We start from the raw sequence: 20,410 nt of genomic DNA, 5'->3' as shown, positions 1-20,410 counted from the left end.
CGCCCGGCTCGTGCCCGTGACGACCGAGATGGATGGCGACGAGCTCGACGCCCTCGCCGCCTGGCACCCCGCACGCAAGCACGGCCTGACGAGGGTGGCGGCGGTCGAGTCCTTCGGCCGCTTCCGGTACGGCGACGGGTTTACCAACTCCCGCGCTCGGCCTCCAGGCCTGCCTGGCGGTGGTGCCGTTCCTCCTGGCCCTCACCGGCCTGGCTGCCGACCTCGACGAGGAGCGGCCGGCGAACGTGGTCGCACACGTCGTCGACTCCCTGTCGCCCGGCGCGGGTGACAGCGACGACGCGCTGACGTCCGCGGTGGAGAAGTCCGACGATTCGGAGAAGGCCGGCGAGGTGGCCCTGGTGTTCGGCCTCGGCTTCGCCCTGCTCTCGATGACCACGGCGATGACGCAGGTCGAACGCGGCGCCAACCGCATCTACGGCATCCGGCGCGACCGCAAGGCGCTCGCGAAGTACGGTCGCGCCGCCGTCCTCACGGGCGTGCTCTCCGGCCCCGTGGCCGTCGGCTTTGTGATGATCGTGGGGGCAGCGCGCTGGGCCAGGCCATGGTCGACAACTACGGGTGGTCGTCGGACACGCTCCAGTGGTGGAGCGTGCTGCGCTGGCCAATCAACCTGTCCCTTCTCGTCCTGACGATCGCGGTGCTCCTGGACCATGCCCCGCGCCGTCGCCAGCCGTCGCTGACCTGGCTGGCCCTCGGTGCCGGTATCGCCGCCGTGGTGAGCGCGCTGGCCACCCTCGGCCTGGCCCTCTACGTCTCGTTGAGCGGGTCGTTTGGCAGCGTGTACGGCCCGCTCGCCGGCATCTTCGCGCTGCTCCTGTGGGCCCTGCTGTCCTCGGTCGCGCTGTTCCTCGGCACGGCCGTCTGCGCCCAGCTCGAGGCCTTGCGGGCTGGCTCGGGCGACCCCGCGCTGCCCGACCCGGGACGTCCGACCCCAGCCTGGTCGATGACACCGCCGGCGACGACTGAGCGCATGACTGCACTCACGACGCACTACCGTCGACCCATGCCCGACATCGTCATCTGTGAGCCCCTGCGGACGCCCGTGGGCCGCTACGGCGGCTCCCTCGCCCCACTCTCCGCCGTCGACCTCGCTTCCCAGACCCTGGCCGAGCTGGTCCGCCGGACCGGTCTCACGGAGGGCGACGTGGACGACGTGATCCTGGGCAACTGCTACCCCAGCGGCGAGAACCCCGCCATCGGCCGGATCGCTGCCCTCGACGCCGGACTCGGGACGGGTGTTCCCGGGCTCCAGCTCGACCGGCGTTGCGGCTCGGGCCTGCAGGCCGTCCTGTACGCCGCAGCGCAGATCGCCAGCGGAGGAGGAGCGGTCATCGTGGCCGGTGGCGTGGAGTCGATGTCCAACGTCGAGCACTACGCGCTGGGTCTGCGTACCGGCGTCCGCAGTGGCGGCGTCGAGCTGATGGACCGCCTGGTCCGCGCCCGCGAGACCGCCGGCGGCAAGGACCACCCCGTCCCGGGTGGGATGCTCGAGACAGCGGAGAACCTGCGGCGGGAGTATTCGGTCTCCCGAGAGGAGCAGGACGAGCTTGCCGTCCGCTCCCAGCAACGGGCCGCTGCCGCCCACGACGCCGGCAGGTTCGCCTCGGAGCTCGTCCCGATCACCGTACCGGGCCGACGCGGCAAGCCCGACGTGGTCGTCGACCGCGACGAGCACCCCCGCCCCGACACGACGCTCGAGCAGCTCGCAGCGCTGCGGCCGGTCCGGGAGAAGGTCGACCCCGGGTCGACCGTCACCGCCGGCAACGCCAGCGGCCAGAACGACGGGGCCGCCATGTGCGTCGTCACCACGCGCGCCGACGCCGAGCGCCTGGGCCTCCGTCCGCTCCTCTCCCTCAAGTCGTGGGCCGTCGCGGGGGTCGGACCCGAGGTCATGGGCATCGGGCCGGTGCCGGCGACCGCGGCCGCGCTGGATCGAGCGGAGCTCACCCTCGACGAGATCGACCTGATCGAGCTCAACGAGGCGTTCGCCGCCCAGGTGCTGGCCTGCCTGCGTGAGTGGGGCCTCGACGCCCACGACGAGCGCCTCAACCCCAACGGCTCCGGCATCTCCCTCGGCCACCCGGTCGGCGCCACCGGCGCGCGCATCCTGGCCACGCTGGGCCACGAGATGCATCGCCGCGAGGCGCGCTACGGCCTGGAGACCATGTGCATCGGGGGCGGCCAGGGTCTCGCCGCGATCTTCGAGCGGGTGGGCTGATGACGGGTCGACCGAGGTCGGGCGTGCCCGTCCACCACGTCGTCACCGGGCGCCCGGACGCACCGGTCGTCGTGCTGTCGAACTCCCTCGGCGCCACCCACGCCATGTGGGACGCCCAGGCCGAGGCGCTCACCGAGCAATTCCGGGTGGTCCGCTACGACATGCGCGGCCACGGCGGCTCCCCCGTGCCGCCCGGGCCCTACAACATCGACGACCTGGCCGACGACGTGGTCACCCTCCTCGACACCCTGGGAGTGGAGCGGGCGCACCTCGTCGGTCTGTCGCTCGGCGCGATGACCTCGATGCGGGTGGCAGCGCGCAACCCCGAGCGCGTCCAGCGGCTCGTGGTCGTGTCCACGAGCGCCCGGCTCGCACCCGCCAGCGCCTGGCACGAGCGGGCAGCCGTGGTGCGGACCTCCGGCACCAGCGCCGTGGCGGAGACCGTCGTCGGGCGATGGTTCACCGCCCCCTACCTCGCCGCCCAGCCGCAGGTCAGGGAGCAATGGGTCGCGAGCATCGCCGACACCCCGTCCGAGGGCTACGCGTCATGCTGCGAGGCGGTCGCCGCGCTGGACCTGCGCGACGACCTGGCGCGGATCACCGCGCCCACCCTGGCGATCGCCGGCGCCGACGACCCAGCGACTCCGCCGGAGCACCTCAGGACCATCGCAGAGGACGTCGCGGACGGTCGCCTCCTCGTCGTGCCCGGCGCCGCCCATTTAGCCAACGTCGAGCAGCCCGAGGTCGTCACCGCGGCCATCATCGAGCACCTCGCGGCACCCTCCTGACCTCAGGACGACTGTGTCGACCCGCCCGGTGTCGCCGGGTCGTCCGTGCTGTCGGGGCTGCCCGTGCTGCCGGGGCTGTCCGTGCTGTCGCCGTACAGGCCGAGATCCCTGGACTCGCGCGAGATGCGCAGGTGCTTGAACAGGCTGAAGCCCAGCAGGGCGACCGCACCGACGAGCAGCAGGAAGATGATCAGCGCCACCCATCCGGCCTTGACGTCCTCGGGTGCGGGTCCCTCTTGGGTGGCAGTCAGCACGGTGAGCATGGGACCAGTCTCTCAGGCGGGAGCGGTGATGCCGGCGAAGAGGTCGTCCTCCGGGAGCTCGGAAGCGACGTGGCTCACGACCAGCTCGAAGTCCTCCGTCGGCCAGGTCGCTGCCTGGATCTCCCGCGGGATGGAGAAGAACCAGCCGTCCGGGTCGATCTGCGTGGCGTGCGCGAGCAGGGCCTGGTCGCGGACGCCGAAGTAGTCCGAGCACGGCACCTTCGTCGTCACCCGGGCATCGGAGTCGGGACGCTCCTTCCACTTCGCGAGCCGCTCGGCCCACGGGGACTCCAGGTCGTGGGCGAGCATCGCTTCGTGGAGCGCAACGGCCTTGGGCCGGCTGTGGCCGTGCTGGTAGTAGAGCTTGAGGGGCTGCCACGGCTCCCCCGCCTCGGGGTAGCGCTCAGGGTCTCCCGCAGCGTGGAACGCCTCGACGGAGATCTTGTGGCACATGATGTGGTCGGGGTGCGGGTAGCCTCCGTTCTCGTCGTAGGTCGTCAGCACGTGCGGACGGAACTCGCGGATCAGCCTCACCAGCGGCTCGGCGCCGACCTCGACGTCGACGAGGCCGAAGCACCCCTGCGGCAGCGGCGGCAGCGGGTCGCCCTCGGGCCAGCCCGAGTCGATGAAGCCCAGCCAGTCCTGCCGGATGCCGAGGATGTCGCGCGCCCGCTCCATCTCCTGGCGGCGGACCTCGGTGATGTTCTCCAGGATGTCGGGCCGGTCCATCTTCGGGTTCAGGATCGAGCCGCGCTCGCCGCCGGTGCAGGTGGCGACATGGACGTCGACCCCCTCGGCGACATACTTCGCCGTCGAGGCCGCACCCTTGCTCGACTCGTCGTCCGGGTGGGCGTGGACATGCATCAGGCGATATCCGGCGCGCGGCAGCGTCGTGGCGTCGGATGCGGCAGAGGAGGCAGGCTGCGACATGCGGTTGAGTCTAGGTTCTCTACGCTGGGCGCTGTGACCGAGCCGGCAGCACCCCGTCCCGCGGCTGCAGCGGACAGCGACCTCGCGCAGCGGTACGCCGCACCGCCGCCCTGGCGCCGACGGGCACTCATCGGCGCCGTGGCCGTGCTGGGTGCAGTGTTCATCGGCTGGGTCGCCTGGATCGCGTGGGTGAACGCCACGCCGTCGGCTGAGTCCAACCTGGTCGGCTTCGACGTGGCGAGCGACAGCTCCGTGGTCGCGCACGTCGCCGTACGACTCGAGGGCGATCTCGGCGATGTGGTCGCCAGCTGTCGGGTGACCGCCTTCGCCGCGGACCGCACGATCGTCGGCGAAGTCTCGTTCACCCCCGTCCAGGGTCGCAACGACGTCACCATCCGCACCGATCGGCGGGCCTTCAGGGTCGAGCTGATCGGCTGCTCGACCCCCACTGACCCGCGACCTCGGTGAGGGTGCCCCAGCACAGTTCGCCGCGCCGATCTGCACCGATCGGCCCGACTTGCTAACCTGATCATCTGCCCGCCCGGCAGCGACCGCCCATTGCGCGGCTGCGAGCGCGAGCCGAACGGCTTCGGAGCAGGACCACCACACCACCACCGAGTGGACGCGACAATGTGCGTTTCCACCTAGTAGGAGCACACCGACATGACCCAGGACGCCGGCACCATCTGGCTCACGCAGGACGCCTTCGACAAGCTCACCGCCGAGCTGGACGACCTCAGGGGCCCGCGCCGCGCGGAGATCATCGAGAAGATCTCAGCCGCGCGCGACGAGGGCGACCTCAAGGAGAACAGCGGCTACCACGCGGCCAAGGACGAGCAGGGCAAGCAGGAGGCCCGGATCCGTCAGCTCGAGGACATGCTGCGCCGCGCCGAGGTCGGCGAGACGCCGGCCAACGACGGTGTCGTGGAACCCGGCATGGTGGTGACCGTCCGGTTCACCGGCGAGGACGAGACCGAGAAGTTCCTGCTCGGTGCGCGGGAGAACCTCGCCGAGGGCGACACGTTGGCCGTGTACTCGCCGCAGTCAGCCATGGGCGCTGCCATCAACGGCCACGACAAGGGCGAGACGGTTTCCTACACCGCGCCCAACGGCAAGGAGATCCAGGTCGACATCGTCGACGCGGAGCCCTACCGCAGCTGAGCTACTCGAAGACGGTGTAGCCCGCGGCGCGCAGCTCGGCCATGACCGCCGCCGCGTGGACATCCCCACGCGTCTCCAGCTGGATGCGGACCTCGACCTCGTTGAGGTTGAGGGTTGGGGAGATCCGCTCGTGAGCGACGTCGAGCACGTTGGCGCCGGCGTCCCCGACGCGAGCCAGCAGCCCCGCCAGGCCGCCGGGCAGGTCGGGGATGACGACGCGGAGGTAGAGGAACCGACCCGCGGAGGCGAGACCGTGGCGGATGACCTTGCTGAGCAGCAGCGGGTCGATGTTGCCGCCGGAGAGCACGGCGACCGCCGGGCACTCGAAGTGGGACGGTGAGTCGAGGACCGCAGCGACCGCCGCCGCCCCCGCCGGCTCCACGACCATCTTCGCCCGCTCGATCAGGGCCAGCAGTGCCTTGGAGAGGGACTCCTCGGAGACCGTCCGGATCTCGTCGACATGGTCGCGCACGGCAGCGAAGGTGATGTCGCCGGGCCGACCGACCGCGATCCCGTCGGCCATGGTCGTCATCGTCGACAACGGGACGGGCTCGCCCTGGCGCAACGAGCCCGGGAAGGCCGCGGCCCCCTCGGCCTGAACGCCGATGATGCGCACGTCGGGACGCGCGGCCTTGATCGCGACCGCGATGCCCGCCAGCAGCCCGCCGCCGCCGGTCGGCACGATCACCGTCTTGACGTCCGGCGTCTGCTCGAGGATCTCCAGCCCGGCCGTGCCCTGGCCCGCGACGACGTCCACGTGGTCGAAGGGGTGGATCATCACCGCGCCGGTCTCCTCGGCGAAGCGGCGCGCCTCGACCATCGCGTCCTCGAGGTAGCGCCCGTGGAAGCGGACGTCTGCGCCGTACGCCCTGGTCGCCTTCTCCTTGGGGATCGGCGCGCCCTCGGGCATGAAGACCGTGGACTTGATGCCGAGGAGCGAGGCCGCCAGGGCCACGCCCTGCGCGTGGTTGCCGGCGCTGGCCGCGACGACACCCGCCGCCCGCTCCTCAGCTGAGAGGCGGGAGATGCGCAGGTAGGCACCCCGGATCTTGAAGGAACCGGTGCGCTGGAGGTTCTCGCACTTGAGCATCACCGGTCCGTCGGTCAGCGCCGACAGCCATCGTGACTCCTCCATCGGCGTGCGCACCACAACGTCCGCCAGTGTCACTCGGGCGGCCTCCACGTCCGCCAGCGAGACGCTGCCCACACCCACCTCAGTCATGCCTGCAGGCTACTCACCCGCAGCGTCGCTCGTGGCAGCGAACCGCTCCAGCAGGCGGTGGGCGGCGTCCGGGTGTCGAGCCGCCAGCAGGCCCGCCGCGGCCAGGACCTGGTGGTGGTCCACGAGCACCGTGCGCGGCGCGCGGGGCAGCTGCCACCCGCCGTCGTGCTCACCGGTGGCCGGCAGCAGCACCCGCCCCACGACGCCCTCGGCACCGTTGCGCAGCGCGCCACCCGAGCCGACCAGCAGGTCGACCTCGCGGAGGTCCTTGCCCGTGCGCTCGACGACGCGGCCCTCCGGGCTCAGCACCACCTTGCTGCGTCCGGCGTGACGCTTCAGCGCGGTCTCCACGGCAGCCTTGGCGATGGCCTCGTCGACGAGGCGCTCCTCGTCCGAGTCGGGGAGGAAGCCCGGCTCGGCGTGCCGCCGCTCAGCGGCCTCCACCAGGTGGTCGAGACCGGCCGCGGCAACGGTGCTGACCGCCGACCAACGCATACCCAGGTCACCTTCGACGGTCCGGGTGACAGGAGTCGTCGCCACCACCTCACGAGCCAGGCCGCTGTGCTCGGGGTCGATCTCGACCACGCTGTGCACGTCCGTGGTCGCTCCCCCCACGTCGACCACGACCACGTCGCCGGCGCCCGGGCGCGCTCTGCCGTCCTCAGTGAATCCCAGGCCGCGGGCCAACAGCTCGACACCCCTCAGCACGACGTCCGGTGTCGCGCCCTTGACCATGGCCGTGAAGTCGGTGCGCCGGCTCAGGTGCTTGCCGCCGATCACGTGGGCGAGGAACATCTCGCGGATCGCGGCTCGCGCCGACTCGGGCGCCAGCACGCCGATGCGGGGCACGACGTTGTCGGCGAGCACGCAGGGCAGCCCGGCGAACACCGCTGCGGCCTCGTCGCGTACGTCCGTGTTGCCCGCCACGACCACGGGTCCCCGCCAGCCGCTGGCCACCAGCCGGACGGCGGCGTCGACGAGCACGGCGCCGTTGCCTCCGTCGGTGCCCCCGGTCAGGAGCACCACGTCGGGCTCGGCCAGGTCGTCGAGGTCGTCGCCCTGGCTGAGGGCGCGTACGGCGACGACCTTGCCGCCGCTGCTGAGGGCGACCCTGCGACCGGCCTCGGCAGTGACCAGCTCCTCGTTGCCGACGACCGCGATCCGCAGCCCACCCCCGGCGCTCGAGCACGCGAGGACCTCGGCATCCGCGGCGCGCGGGTCATGGGCAGTGAGCGCGGCCAGGCAGGCGTCGTACCCGTCGAGGACATCGGTCTCGATCGTCGTGGGATGGCTGACGCTCGCGACGATCGCGCCCTCGTCGAGGTCGACCAGTGCAGCCTTGGTGAAGGTGGAGCCGAAGTCGACGCAGATGACGACCGTCACCTCACGCACCGATCACGCCGCGCGCCGATCACGCCAACCGCCGATCACGAGAGGGCTCGCTCGAGGTCGGCCAGCAGATCCTCGACCGTCTCGATGCCCACGCTCAGCCGGATCAGGTCGGAGGGGACTTCGAGGTCGGTGCCAGCGACGCTGGCGTGCGTCATCCGGCCCGGGTGCTCGATGAGCGACTCGATGCCGCCGAGCGACTCGGCGAGGGTGAAGACCTCGGCCTTGGCGCACACGTCGAGCGCGTGCTGCTCACCACCGGTCACCCGGAAGCTGATGATGCCCCCGAAGCGCTTCATCTGCTTGGCGGCCACGGCGTGGCCGGGGTGCTGCTCGAGGCCGGGGTAGATGACCTCCGCGACTCCTGCGTGGCCGCTCAGGAAGTCGACGACCTTCTCCGCGTTGTCGCAGTGACGGTCCATCCGCACGCCGAGGGTCTTGAGTCCGCGGTGGGTCAGGAACGCGTCGAAGGGGCCGGGGACGGCGCCCATGGAGTTCTGGTGGAAGGCGATCTTGTCGGCGAGCTCGAGGTCGCGCACGACCAAGGCTCCCCCGACGACGTCGCTGTGCCCGCCGACGTACTTCGTCGTCGAGTGGACCACCACGTCCGCGCCCAGCGTCAACGGCTGCTGGAGGTAGGGCGAGGCGAAGGTGTTGTCGACGACCAGCAACGCTCCGGCGTCGTGGGCCACGCTCGCGAGGGCCTCGATGTCGCCGATGTTCAGCATCGGGTTGGTGGGCGTCTCCACCCAGACGATCTTGGTCCGGCCCGCGATGATCGCGGCCTGCATGGCCTCGACGTCCGAGACCGCCGCCGGGCTGTGGTCGAGGCCCCAGACCTTGGCGACCTTGTCGAAGAGCCGGTAGGTCCCGCCGTAGGCGTCGTCCGGGATGACCGCGTGGTCGCCGGGTCGCATCAGGGAGCGCAGCAGCGTGTCCTCGGCCGCCAGGCCACTGGCGAACGCGAAGCCCCGCTCGCCCTGCTCCACGGCTGCCAGCGCGCCTTCGAGCGCGGTGCGGGTCGGGTTGCCGGAGCGGCTGTACTCGTAGCCCCCGCGCATCCCGCCGACACCGTCCTGCTTGTAGGTGCTCGTCGCGTAGATGGGCGGGATCACCGCGCCGGTCGCCTCATCGGGCTCGTAGCCTGCGTGGATCGCACGCGTCTCGAACCCGGCCTTGTTGATGTGTTCTTGGGTCACGGATCGAGACTAGGCCAAGCGCGTGTCCCACGTCTCAACGGACAGGTGCGAGGCAATTGTTGGTCCGACCCGGACAATGGAGACATGTTCGGATTCGGAAAGCCCTCCACCCTGCCCTCCCCCGACGACGCCCTGCCGGGTCGGGACAGCCAGCCCTGGACCCTTGGCGAGCACGTGGTCCTCAAGACGCCGGTCGTGAGCGACGACGTCCCCGCTGGCCACGAGGTCGCGATCTTCGGTCTCGGGTGCTTCTGGGGCGCGGAGGAGATCTTCTGGCAGGTCCCCGGCGTCTGGTCGACGTCGGTCGGCTACGCCGGCGGCCACACGCCGCACCCGACGTACGACGAGGTCTGCTCGGGACGCACCGGCCACACCGAGGCCGTCCGCATCGTCTTCGACCCGAATCTCACGTCCTTCGCCGACCTGGTGAAGAAGTTCTTCGAGATCCACGACCCGACCCAGGGCATGCAGCAGGGCAACGACGTCGGCACGCAGTACCGCTCGGCGATCTACTTCATGTCGCCCGAGCAGGAGACCACCGCACGCGACCTGACCAAGGTGTACGGCGACGAGCTCACCCGACGCCGCCTTGGCTCCATCACCACCGAGATCCGCCCGGCCGCCGAGGCTGGCTACTTCTACGCCGAGGACCAGCACCAGCAGTACCTCGCGAAGAACCCCTTCGGCTACCGGTGCCACGCGAACACGGGGGTCAGGTTCCCCCAGACGACCTGACCGAACCGTGAGCCGGTTCCGACGCTGTGGGCCGCGCAGCCCCCCGGATGGTGGGTCACGCGTCGTCGTGGGCGAGGCTGCTGGACAGCTCGCGGTGGGCGTCGGCCTGTGCGCGGAGCTGGTCGGCCTTCTGCTCGAAGGCCGCGATGGCGTCCTCGCCGGCGGCGAACCGAAGGGGCGGCTCGTCGCGGGCAGCCAGGTGGACAAGGGCGTCGGCGAGCTTGATCGGGTCGCCGCCCTGCTTGCCGTCCATCCCCTGCCACGCCTGAACGGTCGCGGTCGTGCGGTCGGCGTAGTCGGCGATCGAGGGCTCGGCGTACTGCGTGGACTGTGGGGAGAGGAGCTCGGTGCGGAAGAAGCCCGGCTCGACGAGCATGGTCTTGATGCCGAATGGTGCGACCTCGGGGGCCAAGGCCTCCATGAATCCCTCGACCCCGAACTTTGAGGCGGCGTAGGCGCTGGTGAACTCCACCGGAGAGGTGATGCCGGCGGTGGAGGAGATCGTCATGACGAGTCCGGAGCGCTGCGTGCGCAGCTGCGGCAACGCGGCGCGGGTGACGTTGACCGGCCCGAGCAGAGTGGTCTCGATCTGGGAGCGGAACGCGCCGGGTGCCATCTCCTCGAAGAACCCGGCCTGGAAGCTGCCGGCGTTGTTGACCAGCACGTCCAGCCGGCCGAACCGCTCAACGGTGGCAGCGACCGCGGCCTGGGCGGCGGCGGGGTCGGTGACGTCGAGCTCGACGGCCAGCAGGTCGTCGTGCTCGCCGAGCGCTTTGGTCACGGACTCGGCGTTGCGGGCGGTGGCGACCACGGCGTGGCCGGCCGCCAGAGCCGCCGTGGCGACGTCTACGCCGAGGCCTCGACCGGCGCCGGTGATGAACCAGACGTTCTTCTCGTTCATGTGGATCCTGTTCCTGTGTGAAGCGCCGCGCGACTCGCGGCGGAGACGGAGTCATACCTGTCCGGCCACCGTCTGTCGTCGGTGACATCCACTACGGAACCAGCCCGAGCGCGAAGGTGGGAGACCCGCTCAGAGGGGTACTCACAGGGACCCTCACGTGGCCCGAACCGCACGTAGAGTCGAGGTCATGACCACGCCACACGAGGACCGTGACGTTCGTGGCGATGTCCGGGCACAGATCCGCGAGTTCCTCACGACCCGCCGCGCCCGCATCACCCCCGAGCAGGCAGGTCTGCCTGTCTACGGCGGCGAACGTCGTCGGGTGCCGGGGCTGCGCCGCTCCGAGGTCGCCAGCCTGGCGGGAATCTCACCCGAGTACATGACCAAGCTCGAGCGCGGCAACGCCACCGGCGTTTCCGAGAGCGTGATCGAGGGCTTGACCCACGCGCTCCAGCTCGACGAAGCAGAGCGAACCCACCTCGAAGACCTGCTCCGCACCGCTGGCAGCACTCGTGCACTACGGCGTCGCCCTGCCCGTCAGAAGGTGCGGTCCACCGTCCAGCGCATCCTCGATTCGATGGCCGGCACCGCGGCCCTGGTGCTCAACGGCCGATTGGACGTCCTGGCCACCAACGACCTGGGGGCAGCCCTCTACTCGCCGGTCCTGGCCGCGCAAGAACAGCCGGCCAACACCGCCAAGTTCGTCTTCCTCGACCCGGCAGCGACTCGGTTCTTCCGCGACTACGACCAGGCCGCCAACGACACGGTCGCCCTGCTGCGCGCCGAAGCCGGCCGCGATCCCTACGACCGGGACCTCTCCGATCTCATCGGGCAGCTCTCCACCCGCAGCGAGGACTTCCGCCGCCGTTGGGCCGCCCACAACGTCCGCATCCACACCAGCGGCGTCAAGCTCTTCCACCACCCCGTCGTCGGTGACCTCGACCTGCCCTTCGAGTCCCTCCCCCTTCCGGCCGACCCCACCCAGAGCCTCCTCGTCTACACCGCGGAGCGGGGATCGCCCAGCCACGACGCCCTGCACCTACTAGCCAGCTGGGGCGCTACGGCCGACGACCCCTTCCTTCGGCGAGACGCAGAGCACGGTGCCCCACGCGAAGGCGATTGAAGCGCACTCACGAGCAGGTGCCTCTACGCGAACAACCCCTTCGGCTACCAGTGCCACGCGAACACGGGGGTCGGTTTCCTTCCGACGCGTGATCCGGCGTTGTCAGCCTCGCCCGGGTGCCAACAGAGGAAGCGCGAGCCGCGCCCGACGAGTTCACCGTCATCACGCTCTGCGGCTCCATGAGCTTCCGCGAGGAGTTCGAACGTATCGATGCTGAGCTGACGCTCGCCGGACACGTCGTGCTGACCCCGACCGCCCTGCCTCCCTCACGGGAGCTCAACGTCGAGGAACGCGCACGACTCGGCCGCATCCACCTCCAGAAGGCCTCCATGGCGGACGAGGTCCTCATCGTCGACGTGGGTGGTTACGTCGGGGAGAGCACCCGCCGCGAGATCGAGCACGCACGATCGCGCGGGGTGGCCTTGAGCTATCTGGAGCCCCACGCACCCGACTGATTGGTCGCGGCCCTGTCCGTGTCGTGTGGGATGCAACCCGTCACTGACGTCTTCTCGGACCGGCTGACCGCCTGGCGCGACTACACCTCGAGCCCGTGGGCCCGAGTGCGATACGCCGTGGTCGAGGAGACGTTGAGACGCGAGACCTCACGACTCGGGACGAAGCTCAGGATCCCGGACGTCGGTGGTGGCGACGGCATGGACGCCTTGCCGCTCGCCACGTCCGGACATGACGTCACCGTCCTCGATCAGTCACGGGGCTGGCTCGACGAGGCGGAGCGTCGTGCTCGTGCCGCCGGGGTGCGCGTCCGGACGATCGAAGGAGACCTCTCCTCGCCCCCGGACCTGGGCGAGTTCGACCTCGTGCTGTGTCACTTCGTGCTCCAGTATCTCCCCGCGGGCACTCGCGACCTCGCCACGTTGGCCGGTTTCGTCCGCTCGGGCGGCACCCTCTCCGTGGTCGTTCCCAACCCGGTCGGCATGGTGCTCCGGCAGCTGGTCACCAGTGGGCCCGCTGCCGCGATGGCAGAGCTGGGAGCGGAGTCGAAGCACGCGGTCCTCGTCGACCATGACATCCGCAAGGTCGAGATGGGCGAGCTGGAGGATGGGCTCGGTGAGGTCGGGCTGTCGGTGCTTCGCCGCTACCGCAGCCGGATCGCCAACGACCTGCTGACGGACAACGACGCAAAGAACGAGGCGGACTACTTCGACGACCTGCTTCGACTCGAGCTGGCGCTGTGCGACCAGGAGCCCTACCTGCGCATCGGCGGGATGTATCAAGTCATCGCCACGAAACCTTGATCCTGAGGATGTCGAATTCCGTCCCGCTCGCACGTCACAGTGGGAGAGCAGCCGCAGGGGCCCGCCCGGACAGAGGAGCGACATGACCGAATACATCATCTTCTTCAATCAGCAGTGGGTCGGCGACCACGACATGGAGTGGTTCCAGTCGCGCGTGGAACCCTCCGTGGCGGTGATCCACGACATGGAGGCCGCGGGCGTCCTCGTCTGGGCCGGAGGGCTAGAGGAGGACATCGACCAGGCGTTCAGTGCCGACGCCACCAGCGGCACGGTGTCGGTCACCGACGGGCCGTACGCCGAGACCACGGAGTTCCTCGGCGGGTTGACCATCATCGACGTACCGGACGAGGAGACCGCCCGGATGTGGGCGGGCCGGATCGCGGAGGGGTGTGGTTGGCCCCAGGAGGTCCGCCGCGTCAAGCAGCGGCCGGACAGACGGACCTAGCCGCCGGGCGGGCTCGACCCCTGCGGGTCGACGGGCGCGCCGTCACCGGTTCCGGTCGGCCCCGAGCCTTTCCATCGCCTCGTCGAACGCGCGGCCGGCCGCGCGCCACGGTCCTGACGGCCCGTCCACCTCGGCCAGCCCGAGCAGGTGAGGGGTGAGGTCAGCACTGAACCCCTCGCTCGCCTCGCGTGGGAGCAGCGAGGGCAGGTTGTCGATGGCGATGACGTCCAGTGGCGCGCTGTTGTGCTCCGGGTCGCCAGCGTGCAGGCGCCTGGTCGGCTGCTGCCACGTGGTGATCTCGGTGTTGACCGGGAGCATGTTGGTGGGGCCGCTGACATCGCAGGTCACGTCGGCGAGGACCCGCAACCGGCGCTCATGATCCAAGTCGGAGAGCTCCACGAACGGAGCCGTCGGGGTGTGGGTGACCACGCAGTTCACCAGCAGGTCGTGGCCGAGGAGCGCCTGCTTGTGCAGGTCCCGCGTCTCCTGACGATCCCACCGGGTGAGCGGCACACCGGCGGTCATCAACGCTCGCTGCGCACCACGACCCGACCGTCCCCGGGCCCCGGTGACCAACGCCAACAGCTGGTCGGCCCCGGCCTTCCCCGCCTGCTCCAGCTCCTCGTCGAGCTCGTGCCTGGTCATCGGGGCGAGCGGTCCGGCGAGCCGGCCGGCCAGGTGCAGCACGCCGAGAGCGGCACCGACGTAACCCGCCCAGTAGCCGAACGCCACCACGCGCCTGCCGTCGTCGCCGGTGAGGTACTCGATGTCGAGCAACCGGCCCCCGCCGCGGCCGAACCGCTCCAACGTGCGCTGGGCGTCCTCCTGGCCCTTGAAGGCGTGCGCGAAGTAGATGTGCCGGTGACGCAGCGCCGCCGGCTCGTCGGGGAGCTCCTTGATGCCGAGGACGTAGGCGTCGGGTGGCGCGTCCGGCCAGGTGTCCGCGCCCACGACGAACGCCCCGGCTGCGGCGTACTCCTCGGTGGCGAAGACGCGTTGTGGCGAGTCCTCGACGGTCACCTCGAACCCGGCGTCGAGCAACAGCGGCACGTCGGCGGGTACGACGGGTGCCCGCCGTTCGGTGCTGCGGGACTCGGACCGGATCCACACATGGACGGACTGCATGCGAACAGAATGCCAAACGCGGCGTTGACCGGGCGCGCGAGCCCCGGCACGGGGACTGCCACAATCGGTTTCATGGGATTCGCGGCCCGGTCCGGTGGACATCGATGACCACGACCCTGGCGATCGTGGCCGACACGCACGTGCCCAAACGCGCCCGGGACCTGCCACCCGAGCTGTGGCACGAGATCGAGGACGCGGCGGTCGTCATCCACGCCGGGGACTGGGTCGACGTACGACTCCTCGACGAGATGGAGGCCCGATCGCGTCGACTCGTGGCGGTCTTCGGCAACAACGACCACGGCGCGCTGCGCGACCGGCTGCCGGAGGTGGCGCGTGTCGAGATCGAGGGCCTCCGCCTCGGCGTCGTCCACGAGACCGGAGCGTCGAAGGGACGAGAGGAACGCTGCAGCGCGCTCTACCCGGACCTCGACGTGCTCGTCTTCGGCCACAGCCACATCCCGTGGGACACCACCACCGCGACGGGACTGCGGTTGCTGAACCCGGGCTCCCCCACGGACCGTCGTCGCCAGCCCTGGTGCACCTACCTCACCGCCACGGCGGACGCCGGCCAGCTCACGGACGTCACCCTGCACCGGCTGCCGCCCCGCACGACCGCCTAGGTCGGCGCGGAGAACGCCGGCCAGTCTCCGAGCAGCTCGCCGAGCGCGGTGAGCTGGTCGACGGACACCCACGAGGGATTCGAGCCCTGCGGCAGGCGCAGGACCTCGAGATCGCTGATGCCGGCGGCCCTGATCGTCTCGGCCGTCAGTCCCGAGGAGAGCAGCGGAAGGTGGAGCGGGACCTCGAGCTTCCCCGTCTCCGCGCCGAGCTCGTCGACCATGGGAGGGACCTGGCCAGTCACCCAGCCCAGGCCCCAGATCCCGCGGGCCAGCTCACGGCCGTCGCCGGAGACCCACAGCACGACTCGGTCGCCGGACGCCATCATGCGGCTGCGGTAGTTGTCGGCGACACACCATCTGGTGACCGGCTGCGGGTCGCCCTCGCGGATCGTCCGCGGCAGCTCGGGGTTGGCCTTCGGCTGGCACTTGATCAGCCAGGCGCCGAGGTTGTCGGCCGTGATGCGTGCGTCAACCACACGGCCTTCCTACCACCGCGGCGGATCGTGGTTCACCGTTTGGGTACCGGTCCAGCGCGCCTGGTGCGTCGCGCTCGAGAGGGCGCGGCCGGAGGCGAGCGACGGGTCTTCGAGCAGCCGTGTCGCGCCGCTCCGGCTACGTCCTGGCCGGTGCAGCACGCACCGTCTGGCAGCACAGCGTCCCCGCGGTCAGCGAAGAACGATGGTCGGTCACGTTCCGGCAGCTCCGGACCGTCCGGTCCCGCCGCGCCCCACTGGCCTTACAACGTAAGATGTGCCATGTAACCATACGACGTAAGTTCCCCGCAACCGATGTGGAGGAGGACGACGTGCCAGCTCGAAGCAGACGTGAGCCCCTGAGCCGCGACCGGCTCCTGGCAGCCGCCGTCGAGCTCGCCGACGCCGAGGGGCTGGGCGCCGTGACCATGCGGCGGCTCTCGGCCACCGTGGGCGTGGAGGCCATGTCCCTCTACCACCACCTCTCGGGGAAGGAGGCCCTGCTCGAGGGACTGGTCGACACGGTCGTGGCGGAGATCGACCAGGCCGTCCATGCGGTCGAGGAGTCCGAAGGCCCGCTGGACTGGCAGCGCACGTTGCGGCGACGGTTCCTGGCCGCCCGGACCGTGATGCTGCGGCACCCGTGGGCGCCTGCGCTGATCGGGAGCCGCACCTCGGTCCCACCGAGCATCTTCGGGATCTACGAGGCACTGCTGGCGACCATGATCGAGGGCGGCTTCTCCTACCACCTCGCGCACCGCGCGCTCCACACCTTCGCCAGCATGCCGCTGGGCTTCGTGCAGGAGCTGTTCAGCCCGGCCGCGACCGGCACGAGCGTGGACACGGAGGTGGCCGAGGCCGAGCTCATTGCCATGGCCGAGATGCTGCCGCACATCACCGCCATGGTCGCCTCCGAGATTCACACCAACGACGGCGACATGCTCGGATGGTGCGACAGCCAGCCCGAGTTCGAGTTCACCCTCGACCTGATCCTCGACGGGTTCGCGCGCCAGCTCGGCTGACCGGACCTTCGGCATCGGCCGGCACACAACCTCCGCGCCCCGTCCACCCCTTCCGACCACCCGCGCTCGCTCGCCAGCGGGGTGGCGGCCTTCAGCCTCGCGCCAGACATCCTGGAGCTCCCGCTCGACGAACGCCTCGACGTGATTCGGCACGGTCGGCATGGTGTTCGCCGCGAGCTGTGCGCTCGCGGCCGGTCTCGGCTTCGTGCTGAGGAGCACGGCGGGGGCGCTCATCTCGATCTTCCTGCTGATGCTCTTGCTACCCGTCACCCTCCCCTAGTTCGGCTACGAGTCGATGGCCGGCCTCGCGGAGATCCTGCCCGGCAGCGGAGCCATGTTCCTGCTGACCGGCGAGCGGATCGCGGAGGACACGACCCGGACCTCAGCCGTCGTCACGATGCTGGCATGGGCTGCCGGCGCCCTGGCGCTGGGCTGGATACGCCTGGTGCGGGACGACGCCAACCGGTGACGGGCGCCCCTAGCCCCGCAGCACCTTGTCCATCGCCGTGCCCCGGGCGAGCTCGTCGACGAGCTTGTCGAGGTAACGGATCTTCTGCATGAGCGGGTCCTCGATCTCTTCCACCCGGTGCCCGCAGATGACGCCCGTGATCAAGGTCGCGTTCGGATTGAGCCGGGCGGTTGCGAAGAAGTCCTCGAAGGTCGTGCCGGCAGCGAGGTGGTCGGCCAGCTCCGAGGCGTCGAATCCGGTCAGCCACTCGATCACCTGGTCCAGCTCGGCCTGGGTGCGTCCCTTCTTCTCCACCTTCGCCACGTAGTGGGGGTAGACCGAGGCGACGCTGACGGTGAAGATCCGGCTCATGGCCTTCAGCGTAGGGACCTCTGGCATGATTCGCGTGAGGTCCTCGACACGGACCGGCCGCCCCCGCGCCGCTCAGCAGAGGAGACCAGTGGGTCCGCAGCAGGTCCCAGCCCCGGCTGAGTCGCCCGGCCGCGCATGGGCGTGGACCATCGCCGCCTGGCTGGTCCACGCCTACACCGCCTCCGGGGTCGCGCTCGCCTTCCTCACGGTGATCGCCGTCATGGAGGGCGACACCGTCCGCGCCCTCTGGCTGGGCCTGGCGACCATGGTCGTGGACGGCACGGACGGCATGATGGCTCGCTACGTGCAGGTGAAGAGGCGGGTGCCGTGGTTCGACGGCGCATTGCTGGACAACATCGTCGACTACCTCACGTACGCCTTCACCCCGATGGTCCTGCTGTGGAGCGCCGGGTATCTCGGTGAGGGCACGTCCGCGACGGTGCTGGCCGTCGTCCCACTCGTGGCATCGGTCTACCAGTTCTGCCGGGTGGACGCGAAGACCGAGGACCACCTGTTCCTCGGCTTCCCGAGCTACTGGAACATCGCTGCCTTCTACGTCGTGGTCCTCGACCTGGAGCCGACCAGCACTGCGGCGCTCCTGTTGGTGTGCGCCGTCCTTGTCTTCGTCCCGATCGGCTACGTCTACCCCTCGCGGACCACCACCTTGCGCACGTTGACCCTCGCCCTCACCACCCTGTGGCTCGCCAGCTACGCCGTGCTGCTCAACCAGGCCTCGGATGGTGATCCGTCGCCGATCTGGCTGGCGATCTCGGTGGCCTACATCGCCTACTACGTCGTCCTGAGCCTCTACCTGACGGCTCACCGCAGCCGGGCCGCCGCGCGGGCGGCCTGAGGCCCGCAGCCCCTGACGCGCTCGGCAGGCTGACTACCTTCGATGAGGGGCGGCTCTGTCCTATGCCGGCGGAGCCGGCTGGGTGCCGTTGACGTCCAGACCGGCACCCTCAGCGGCACTGCCGATCGACTTCTTGATCAGCGCCCCAGATCGAGGCCGGTCGACGTCTTGAGCATGTTGAGGGTCTGCGCGACGTTGTCGTTGACCTGGCGGGGCAGGGCGCCGGTGCCGTCGGTGGACACGATGGTCAGCTGGTCGATGTTGGCCATCGGTGCAGCCACCTCGCGGGCGATCTGCGGCAGCACCTCGATCAGCATCTGCAGGACGGCGGCGTCGTTGTAGTGGGCGAAGGCCTCGGCCCGCTTGTCCATCGCCTCTGCTTCGGCCTGCCCGACAGCCCGCGTCGCGGCTGCGGTGGCCTCACCCTCGGCGCGGGTGGCGTCGGCTTCTGCCACACGCCGGGCCTTCTCCGCCTCACCACGCTTGGCACCCTCGATCGCCTCCGCCTCAGCCAGGGCCGAACGGCGGCTCTTCTCCGACTCACCGTTGAGGCGCGTCTCCTCGGCCTTGGCCTCGGCGGCAGCGATGGTCGCAGCCTTGCGCCCTTCCGCGGCAGCGATCTCGGCGGTCCGGTTGGCCTCGGCCTCCTGCTCCACCTTGTAGCGCGCCGCGTCGGCGGGCTTGCGGACCTCCGTCTCCAGCTGGCGCTCGGTCAGCGCGGCCTGGCGGACCGCGACCTTCTCCTGCTCCAGGAGCACGGCCTGGTCGCGGTCGGCCTGGGCCAACGGGCCGGCAGCCGCCGCGTTGGCGGACGCCGCGTCGGTCTCGGCCTTGATCTCGGCCTGCTTCAAGGCGGCGCACGCTGGGCGATGGCGATCTCCTGCTCAGCGGCGGTCGAGGCCTGCTCGGCGCCCTGGCGGGCGTTGGCCTCGGCGATGCGCGCGGTCTGGCTGATCCGGGCGGACCCGGGGCGGCCGAGGTCGGCGAGGCAGGTGCCGTCGTCGGTGACGTCCTGGATCTGGAAGGTGTCGAGGATGAGGCCCTGACCGGTCAGGGAGTTCTCCGACTCGTCCGCGACGCGCTGGGCGAACGCCGCGCGGTCACGGATGATCTGCTCGACCGTCAACCCGCCGACGATGGAACGCAGCGCGCCCGCGAGCACCTCCTGGGTGAAGGCTTCGACCTCCTCCTGCTGGCTGAGGAACCGCTGGGCCGCGAGCCGGATCTGGTCAGCGTTGCCCGCCCCCTGAGTCAGCTCGACTCGCGTCCCAGCGAGAGCCGGACCTCGACGACGTCACCCAGCCCCACGCCCTCCGCGCGGCGCACTGCGTCCTTGAGCGGCAGGAAGTAGGTCTCGTCGCGAGGGAACATCGAGGTCGTGAACGTCGTCTCCCCGAGCCACGCCGTCACCGGGATGACTCCCCAATAGGCGACCTCGGCCTTCACCTCGTCGATCAGCTCGGCCTCGTCGGGCGGGAGCGGGACGAAGTAGTACGGCGCCGGCCCGCGCCACTCCACCACCTCGCCGGCGAACTCGAGCTCCACGTCACCCCTCCTCGAGGATCCTGGCGAGGTCGCGCTCGATGAACCGTCGGTGCTCGGAGTGCTCGCGCATCAAGGTGTCGACGCAGTTGGCGACCGTGTGCGTCTCCTCGCCCCACGCCGGAGCCGGAGTCCCGGTCCGCTCGGTCGTGAGGTCGGTGTTGGGCAGACCCCGCTGGAAAGGCCCGTCGTCCAGCAGCATCTGCCCCCTCCAGCAGTCGTGGGCGAAGACGAGGTACCTCACCGTGTCCTTGAGCGACCACTCCCCGCCGACGTAGGCGTCGTGCCGGGCGGAGCCGCGTGC

General features: G+C 70.4%; 26 protein-coding genes and 1 pseudogene. 14 read left to right on the top strand and 13 right to left on the bottom strand.

Annotated features, from left to right (window positions below; all coding sequences use genetic code 11):
* Positions 1-179 precede the first annotated feature (179 nt).
* From JWN68_RS00880 to pcaD, 3 genes are read left to right on the top strand one after another with little or no spacing between them, the layout of a single operon-like run.
* Positions 180-650 carry a YhjD/YihY/BrkB family envelope integrity protein gene (locus JWN68_RS00880; protein WP_297733301.1) on the top strand — a complete coding sequence of 157 codons (471 nt, stop codon included), beginning with the start codon at positions 180-182 and terminating at the stop codon, positions 648-650.
* Positions 611-2,239, top strand: coding sequence for an acetyl-CoA C-acetyltransferase (locus JWN68_RS00875; RefSeq protein ID WP_297733298.1), 1,629 nt, complete (start codon positions 611-613; stop codon positions 2,237-2,239). The genes JWN68_RS00880 and JWN68_RS00875 overlap by 40 nt, the downstream gene beginning before the upstream one ends.
* The gene (pcaD, locus tag JWN68_RS00870) at positions 2,239-3,027 is read left to right on the top strand and encodes a 3-oxoadipate enol-lactonase (RefSeq protein WP_297733295.1); all 789 of its coding nucleotides are present in this window, start codon (positions 2,239-2,241) and stop codon (positions 3,025-3,027) included. Before JWN68_RS00875 ends, pcaD begins: the two co-directional genes overlap by 1 nt.
* Before the next feature lie 2 nt (positions 3,028-3,029).
* Here the strand turns inward: pcaD and JWN68_RS00865 are convergent, their stop codons facing one another.
* A complete protein-coding gene (locus tag JWN68_RS00865) occupies positions 3,030-3,290 on the bottom strand; it encodes a hypothetical protein (RefSeq protein WP_297733292.1) in 261 nt (86 codons plus the stop codon).
* A 12-nt stretch (positions 3,291-3,302) separates the two neighbouring features.
* On the bottom strand, positions 3,303-4,220 hold the full coding sequence (mca, locus tag JWN68_RS00860) for a mycothiol conjugate amidase Mca (RefSeq protein ID WP_297733289.1): 918 nt from the start codon (positions 4,218-4,220) through the stop codon (positions 3,303-3,305).
* A gap of 33 nt (positions 4,221-4,253) precedes the next feature.
* On the opposite strand from mca, the gene JWN68_RS00855 reads away from it, so the two are divergent.
* Both JWN68_RS00855 and greA read left to right on the top strand, forming a co-directional pair.
* Positions 4,254-4,688, top strand: a complete 435-nt coding sequence (locus tag JWN68_RS00855) for a DUF4307 domain-containing protein (protein ID WP_297733287.1) — start codon at positions 4,254-4,256, stop codon at positions 4,686-4,688.
* Between the two features lie 195 nt (positions 4,689-4,883).
* Positions 4,884-5,381 (top strand): transcription elongation factor GreA, encoded by a 498-nt coding sequence (gene greA / locus JWN68_RS00850; RefSeq protein WP_297733284.1) that lies wholly within the window; start codon positions 4,884-4,886, stop codon positions 5,379-5,381.
* A gap of 1 nt (position 5,382) precedes the next feature.
* Here the strand turns inward: greA and ilvA are convergent, their stop codons facing one another.
* Genes ilvA through JWN68_RS00835 form a run of 3 tightly spaced genes read right to left on the bottom strand, consistent with a single transcriptional unit; the run spans position 5,383 to position 9,191 of the window.
* Positions 5,383-6,603 carry a threonine ammonia-lyase gene (gene ilvA / locus JWN68_RS00845; protein WP_297733281.1) on the bottom strand — a complete coding sequence of 407 codons (1,221 nt, stop codon included), beginning with the start codon at positions 6,601-6,603 and terminating at the stop codon, positions 5,383-5,385.
* A gap of 9 nt (positions 6,604-6,612) precedes the next feature.
* Entirely contained in the window at positions 6,613-7,995 is a 1,383-nt protein-coding gene (locus tag JWN68_RS00840) for a glutamate mutase L (RefSeq protein ID WP_297733278.1), read from the bottom strand.
* A 35-nt stretch (positions 7,996-8,030) separates the two neighbouring features.
* On the bottom strand, positions 8,031-9,191 hold the full coding sequence (locus JWN68_RS00835) for a cystathionine gamma-synthase (RefSeq protein ID WP_297733275.1): 1,161 nt from the start codon (positions 9,189-9,191) through the stop codon (positions 8,031-8,033).
* 84 nt (positions 9,192-9,275) lie between these two features.
* On the opposite strand from JWN68_RS00835, the gene msrA reads away from it, so the two are divergent.
* Positions 9,276-9,926, top strand: a complete 651-nt coding sequence (gene msrA / locus JWN68_RS00830) for a peptide-methionine (S)-S-oxide reductase MsrA (protein ID WP_297733270.1) — start codon at positions 9,276-9,278, stop codon at positions 9,924-9,926.
* Between the two features lie 55 nt (positions 9,927-9,981).
* Here msrA and JWN68_RS00825 read toward each other — a convergent pair whose 3' ends face one another.
* Entirely contained in the window at positions 9,982-10,827 is an 846-nt protein-coding gene (locus JWN68_RS00825) for an SDR family oxidoreductase (RefSeq protein ID WP_297733267.1), read from the bottom strand.
* 187 nt (positions 10,828-11,014) lie between these two features.
* On the opposite strand from JWN68_RS00825, the gene JWN68_RS00820 reads away from it, so the two are divergent.
* From JWN68_RS00820 to JWN68_RS00805, 4 genes are all read left to right on the top strand, one after another.
* Positions 11,015-11,950: a helix-turn-helix transcriptional regulator gene (locus JWN68_RS00820; RefSeq protein WP_297733263.1), complete on the top strand. Its 936-nt coding sequence runs from the start codon at positions 11,015-11,017 to the stop codon at positions 11,948-11,950.
* A gap of 116 nt (positions 11,951-12,066) precedes the next feature.
* On the top strand, positions 12,067-12,405 hold the full coding sequence (locus tag JWN68_RS00815; protein WP_297733260.1) for a hypothetical protein: 339 nt from the start codon (positions 12,067-12,069) through the stop codon (positions 12,403-12,405).
* Positions 12,406-12,435: 30 nt separating this feature from the next.
* Positions 12,436-13,206: a methyltransferase domain-containing protein gene (locus tag JWN68_RS00810; protein WP_297733258.1), complete on the top strand. Its 771-nt coding sequence runs from the start codon at positions 12,436-12,438 to the stop codon at positions 13,204-13,206.
* An 82-nt stretch (positions 13,207-13,288) separates the two neighbouring features.
* Positions 13,289-13,651, top strand: a complete 363-nt coding sequence (locus JWN68_RS00805) for a YciI family protein (protein WP_297733255.1) — start codon at positions 13,289-13,291, stop codon at positions 13,649-13,651.
* Positions 13,652-13,693: 42 nt separating this feature from the next.
* Here JWN68_RS00805 and JWN68_RS00800 read toward each other — a convergent pair whose 3' ends face one another.
* Positions 13,694-14,776, bottom strand: a complete 1,083-nt coding sequence (locus JWN68_RS00800) for a saccharopine dehydrogenase (protein WP_297733254.1) — start codon at positions 14,774-14,776, stop codon at positions 13,694-13,696.
* 104 nt (positions 14,777-14,880) lie between these two features.
* On the opposite strand from JWN68_RS00800, the gene JWN68_RS00795 reads away from it, so the two are divergent.
* Entirely contained in the window at positions 14,881-15,396 is a 516-nt protein-coding gene (locus tag JWN68_RS00795) for a metallophosphoesterase (protein ID WP_297733251.1), read from the top strand.
* On the opposite strand, the gene JWN68_RS00790 is transcribed toward JWN68_RS00795, so the two are convergent.
* A complete protein-coding gene (locus JWN68_RS00790; protein WP_297733248.1) occupies positions 15,393-15,872 on the bottom strand; it encodes a hypothetical protein in 480 nt (159 codons plus the stop codon). The two genes, JWN68_RS00795 and JWN68_RS00790, sit on opposite strands and share 4 nt — an antisense overlap.
* A 329-nt stretch (positions 15,873-16,201) precedes the next feature.
* Between JWN68_RS00790 and JWN68_RS00785 the strand changes: the two genes are divergently transcribed.
* Positions 16,202-16,891, top strand: a complete 690-nt coding sequence (locus JWN68_RS00785; RefSeq protein WP_297733245.1) for a TetR/AcrR family transcriptional regulator C-terminal domain-containing protein — start codon at positions 16,202-16,204, stop codon at positions 16,889-16,891.
* 295 nt (positions 16,892-17,186) lie between these two features.
* Positions 17,187-17,360 carry a hypothetical protein gene (locus JWN68_RS00780; RefSeq protein ID WP_297733242.1) on the top strand — a complete coding sequence of 58 codons (174 nt, stop codon included), beginning with the start codon at positions 17,187-17,189 and terminating at the stop codon, positions 17,358-17,360.
* Positions 17,361-17,369: 9 nt separating this feature from the next.
* Here JWN68_RS00780 and JWN68_RS00775 read toward each other — a convergent pair whose 3' ends face one another.
* Entirely contained in the window at positions 17,370-17,711 is a 342-nt protein-coding gene (locus JWN68_RS00775) for a DUF2200 domain-containing protein (protein WP_297733239.1), read from the bottom strand.
* 88 nt (positions 17,712-17,799) lie between these two features.
* Between JWN68_RS00775 and JWN68_RS00770 the strand changes: the two genes are divergently transcribed.
* Positions 17,800-18,564 carry a CDP-diacylglycerol O-phosphatidyltransferase gene (locus tag JWN68_RS00770; RefSeq protein ID WP_297733236.1) on the top strand — a complete coding sequence of 255 codons (765 nt, stop codon included), beginning with the start codon at positions 17,800-17,802 and terminating at the stop codon, positions 18,562-18,564.
* A 137-nt stretch (positions 18,565-18,701) separates the two neighbouring features.
* Here JWN68_RS00770 and JWN68_RS00765 read toward each other — a convergent pair whose 3' ends face one another.
* The 4 genes and pseudogenes from JWN68_RS00765 to JWN68_RS00750 form a co-directional block, all read right to left on the bottom strand.
* Complete coding sequence (locus JWN68_RS00765) at positions 18,702-19,415, bottom strand: flotillin domain-containing protein (protein WP_297733233.1); 714 nt, start codon at positions 19,413-19,415, stop codon at positions 18,702-18,704.
* Entirely contained in the window at positions 19,412-19,789 is a 378-nt protein-coding gene (locus tag JWN68_RS00760) for a flotillin family protein (protein WP_297733332.1), read from the bottom strand. The genes JWN68_RS00765 and JWN68_RS00760 overlap by 4 nt, the downstream gene beginning before the upstream one ends.
* A 26-nt stretch (positions 19,790-19,815) precedes the next feature.
* Entirely contained in the window at positions 19,816-20,109 is a 294-nt protein-coding gene (locus JWN68_RS00755; protein WP_297733230.1) for a DUF1905 domain-containing protein, read from the bottom strand.
* 1 nt (position 20,110) lies between these two features.
* A pseudogene (locus JWN68_RS00750) lies at positions 20,111-20,410 on the bottom strand (hypothetical protein); the annotation flags it as partial.

Source organism: Nocardioides sp. (assembly GCF_025964975.1).
GTDB lineage: Bacteria > Actinomycetota > Actinomycetes > Propionibacteriales > Nocardioidaceae > Nocardioides.
This window is presented reverse-complemented; position numbering and strand designations above follow the sequence as displayed.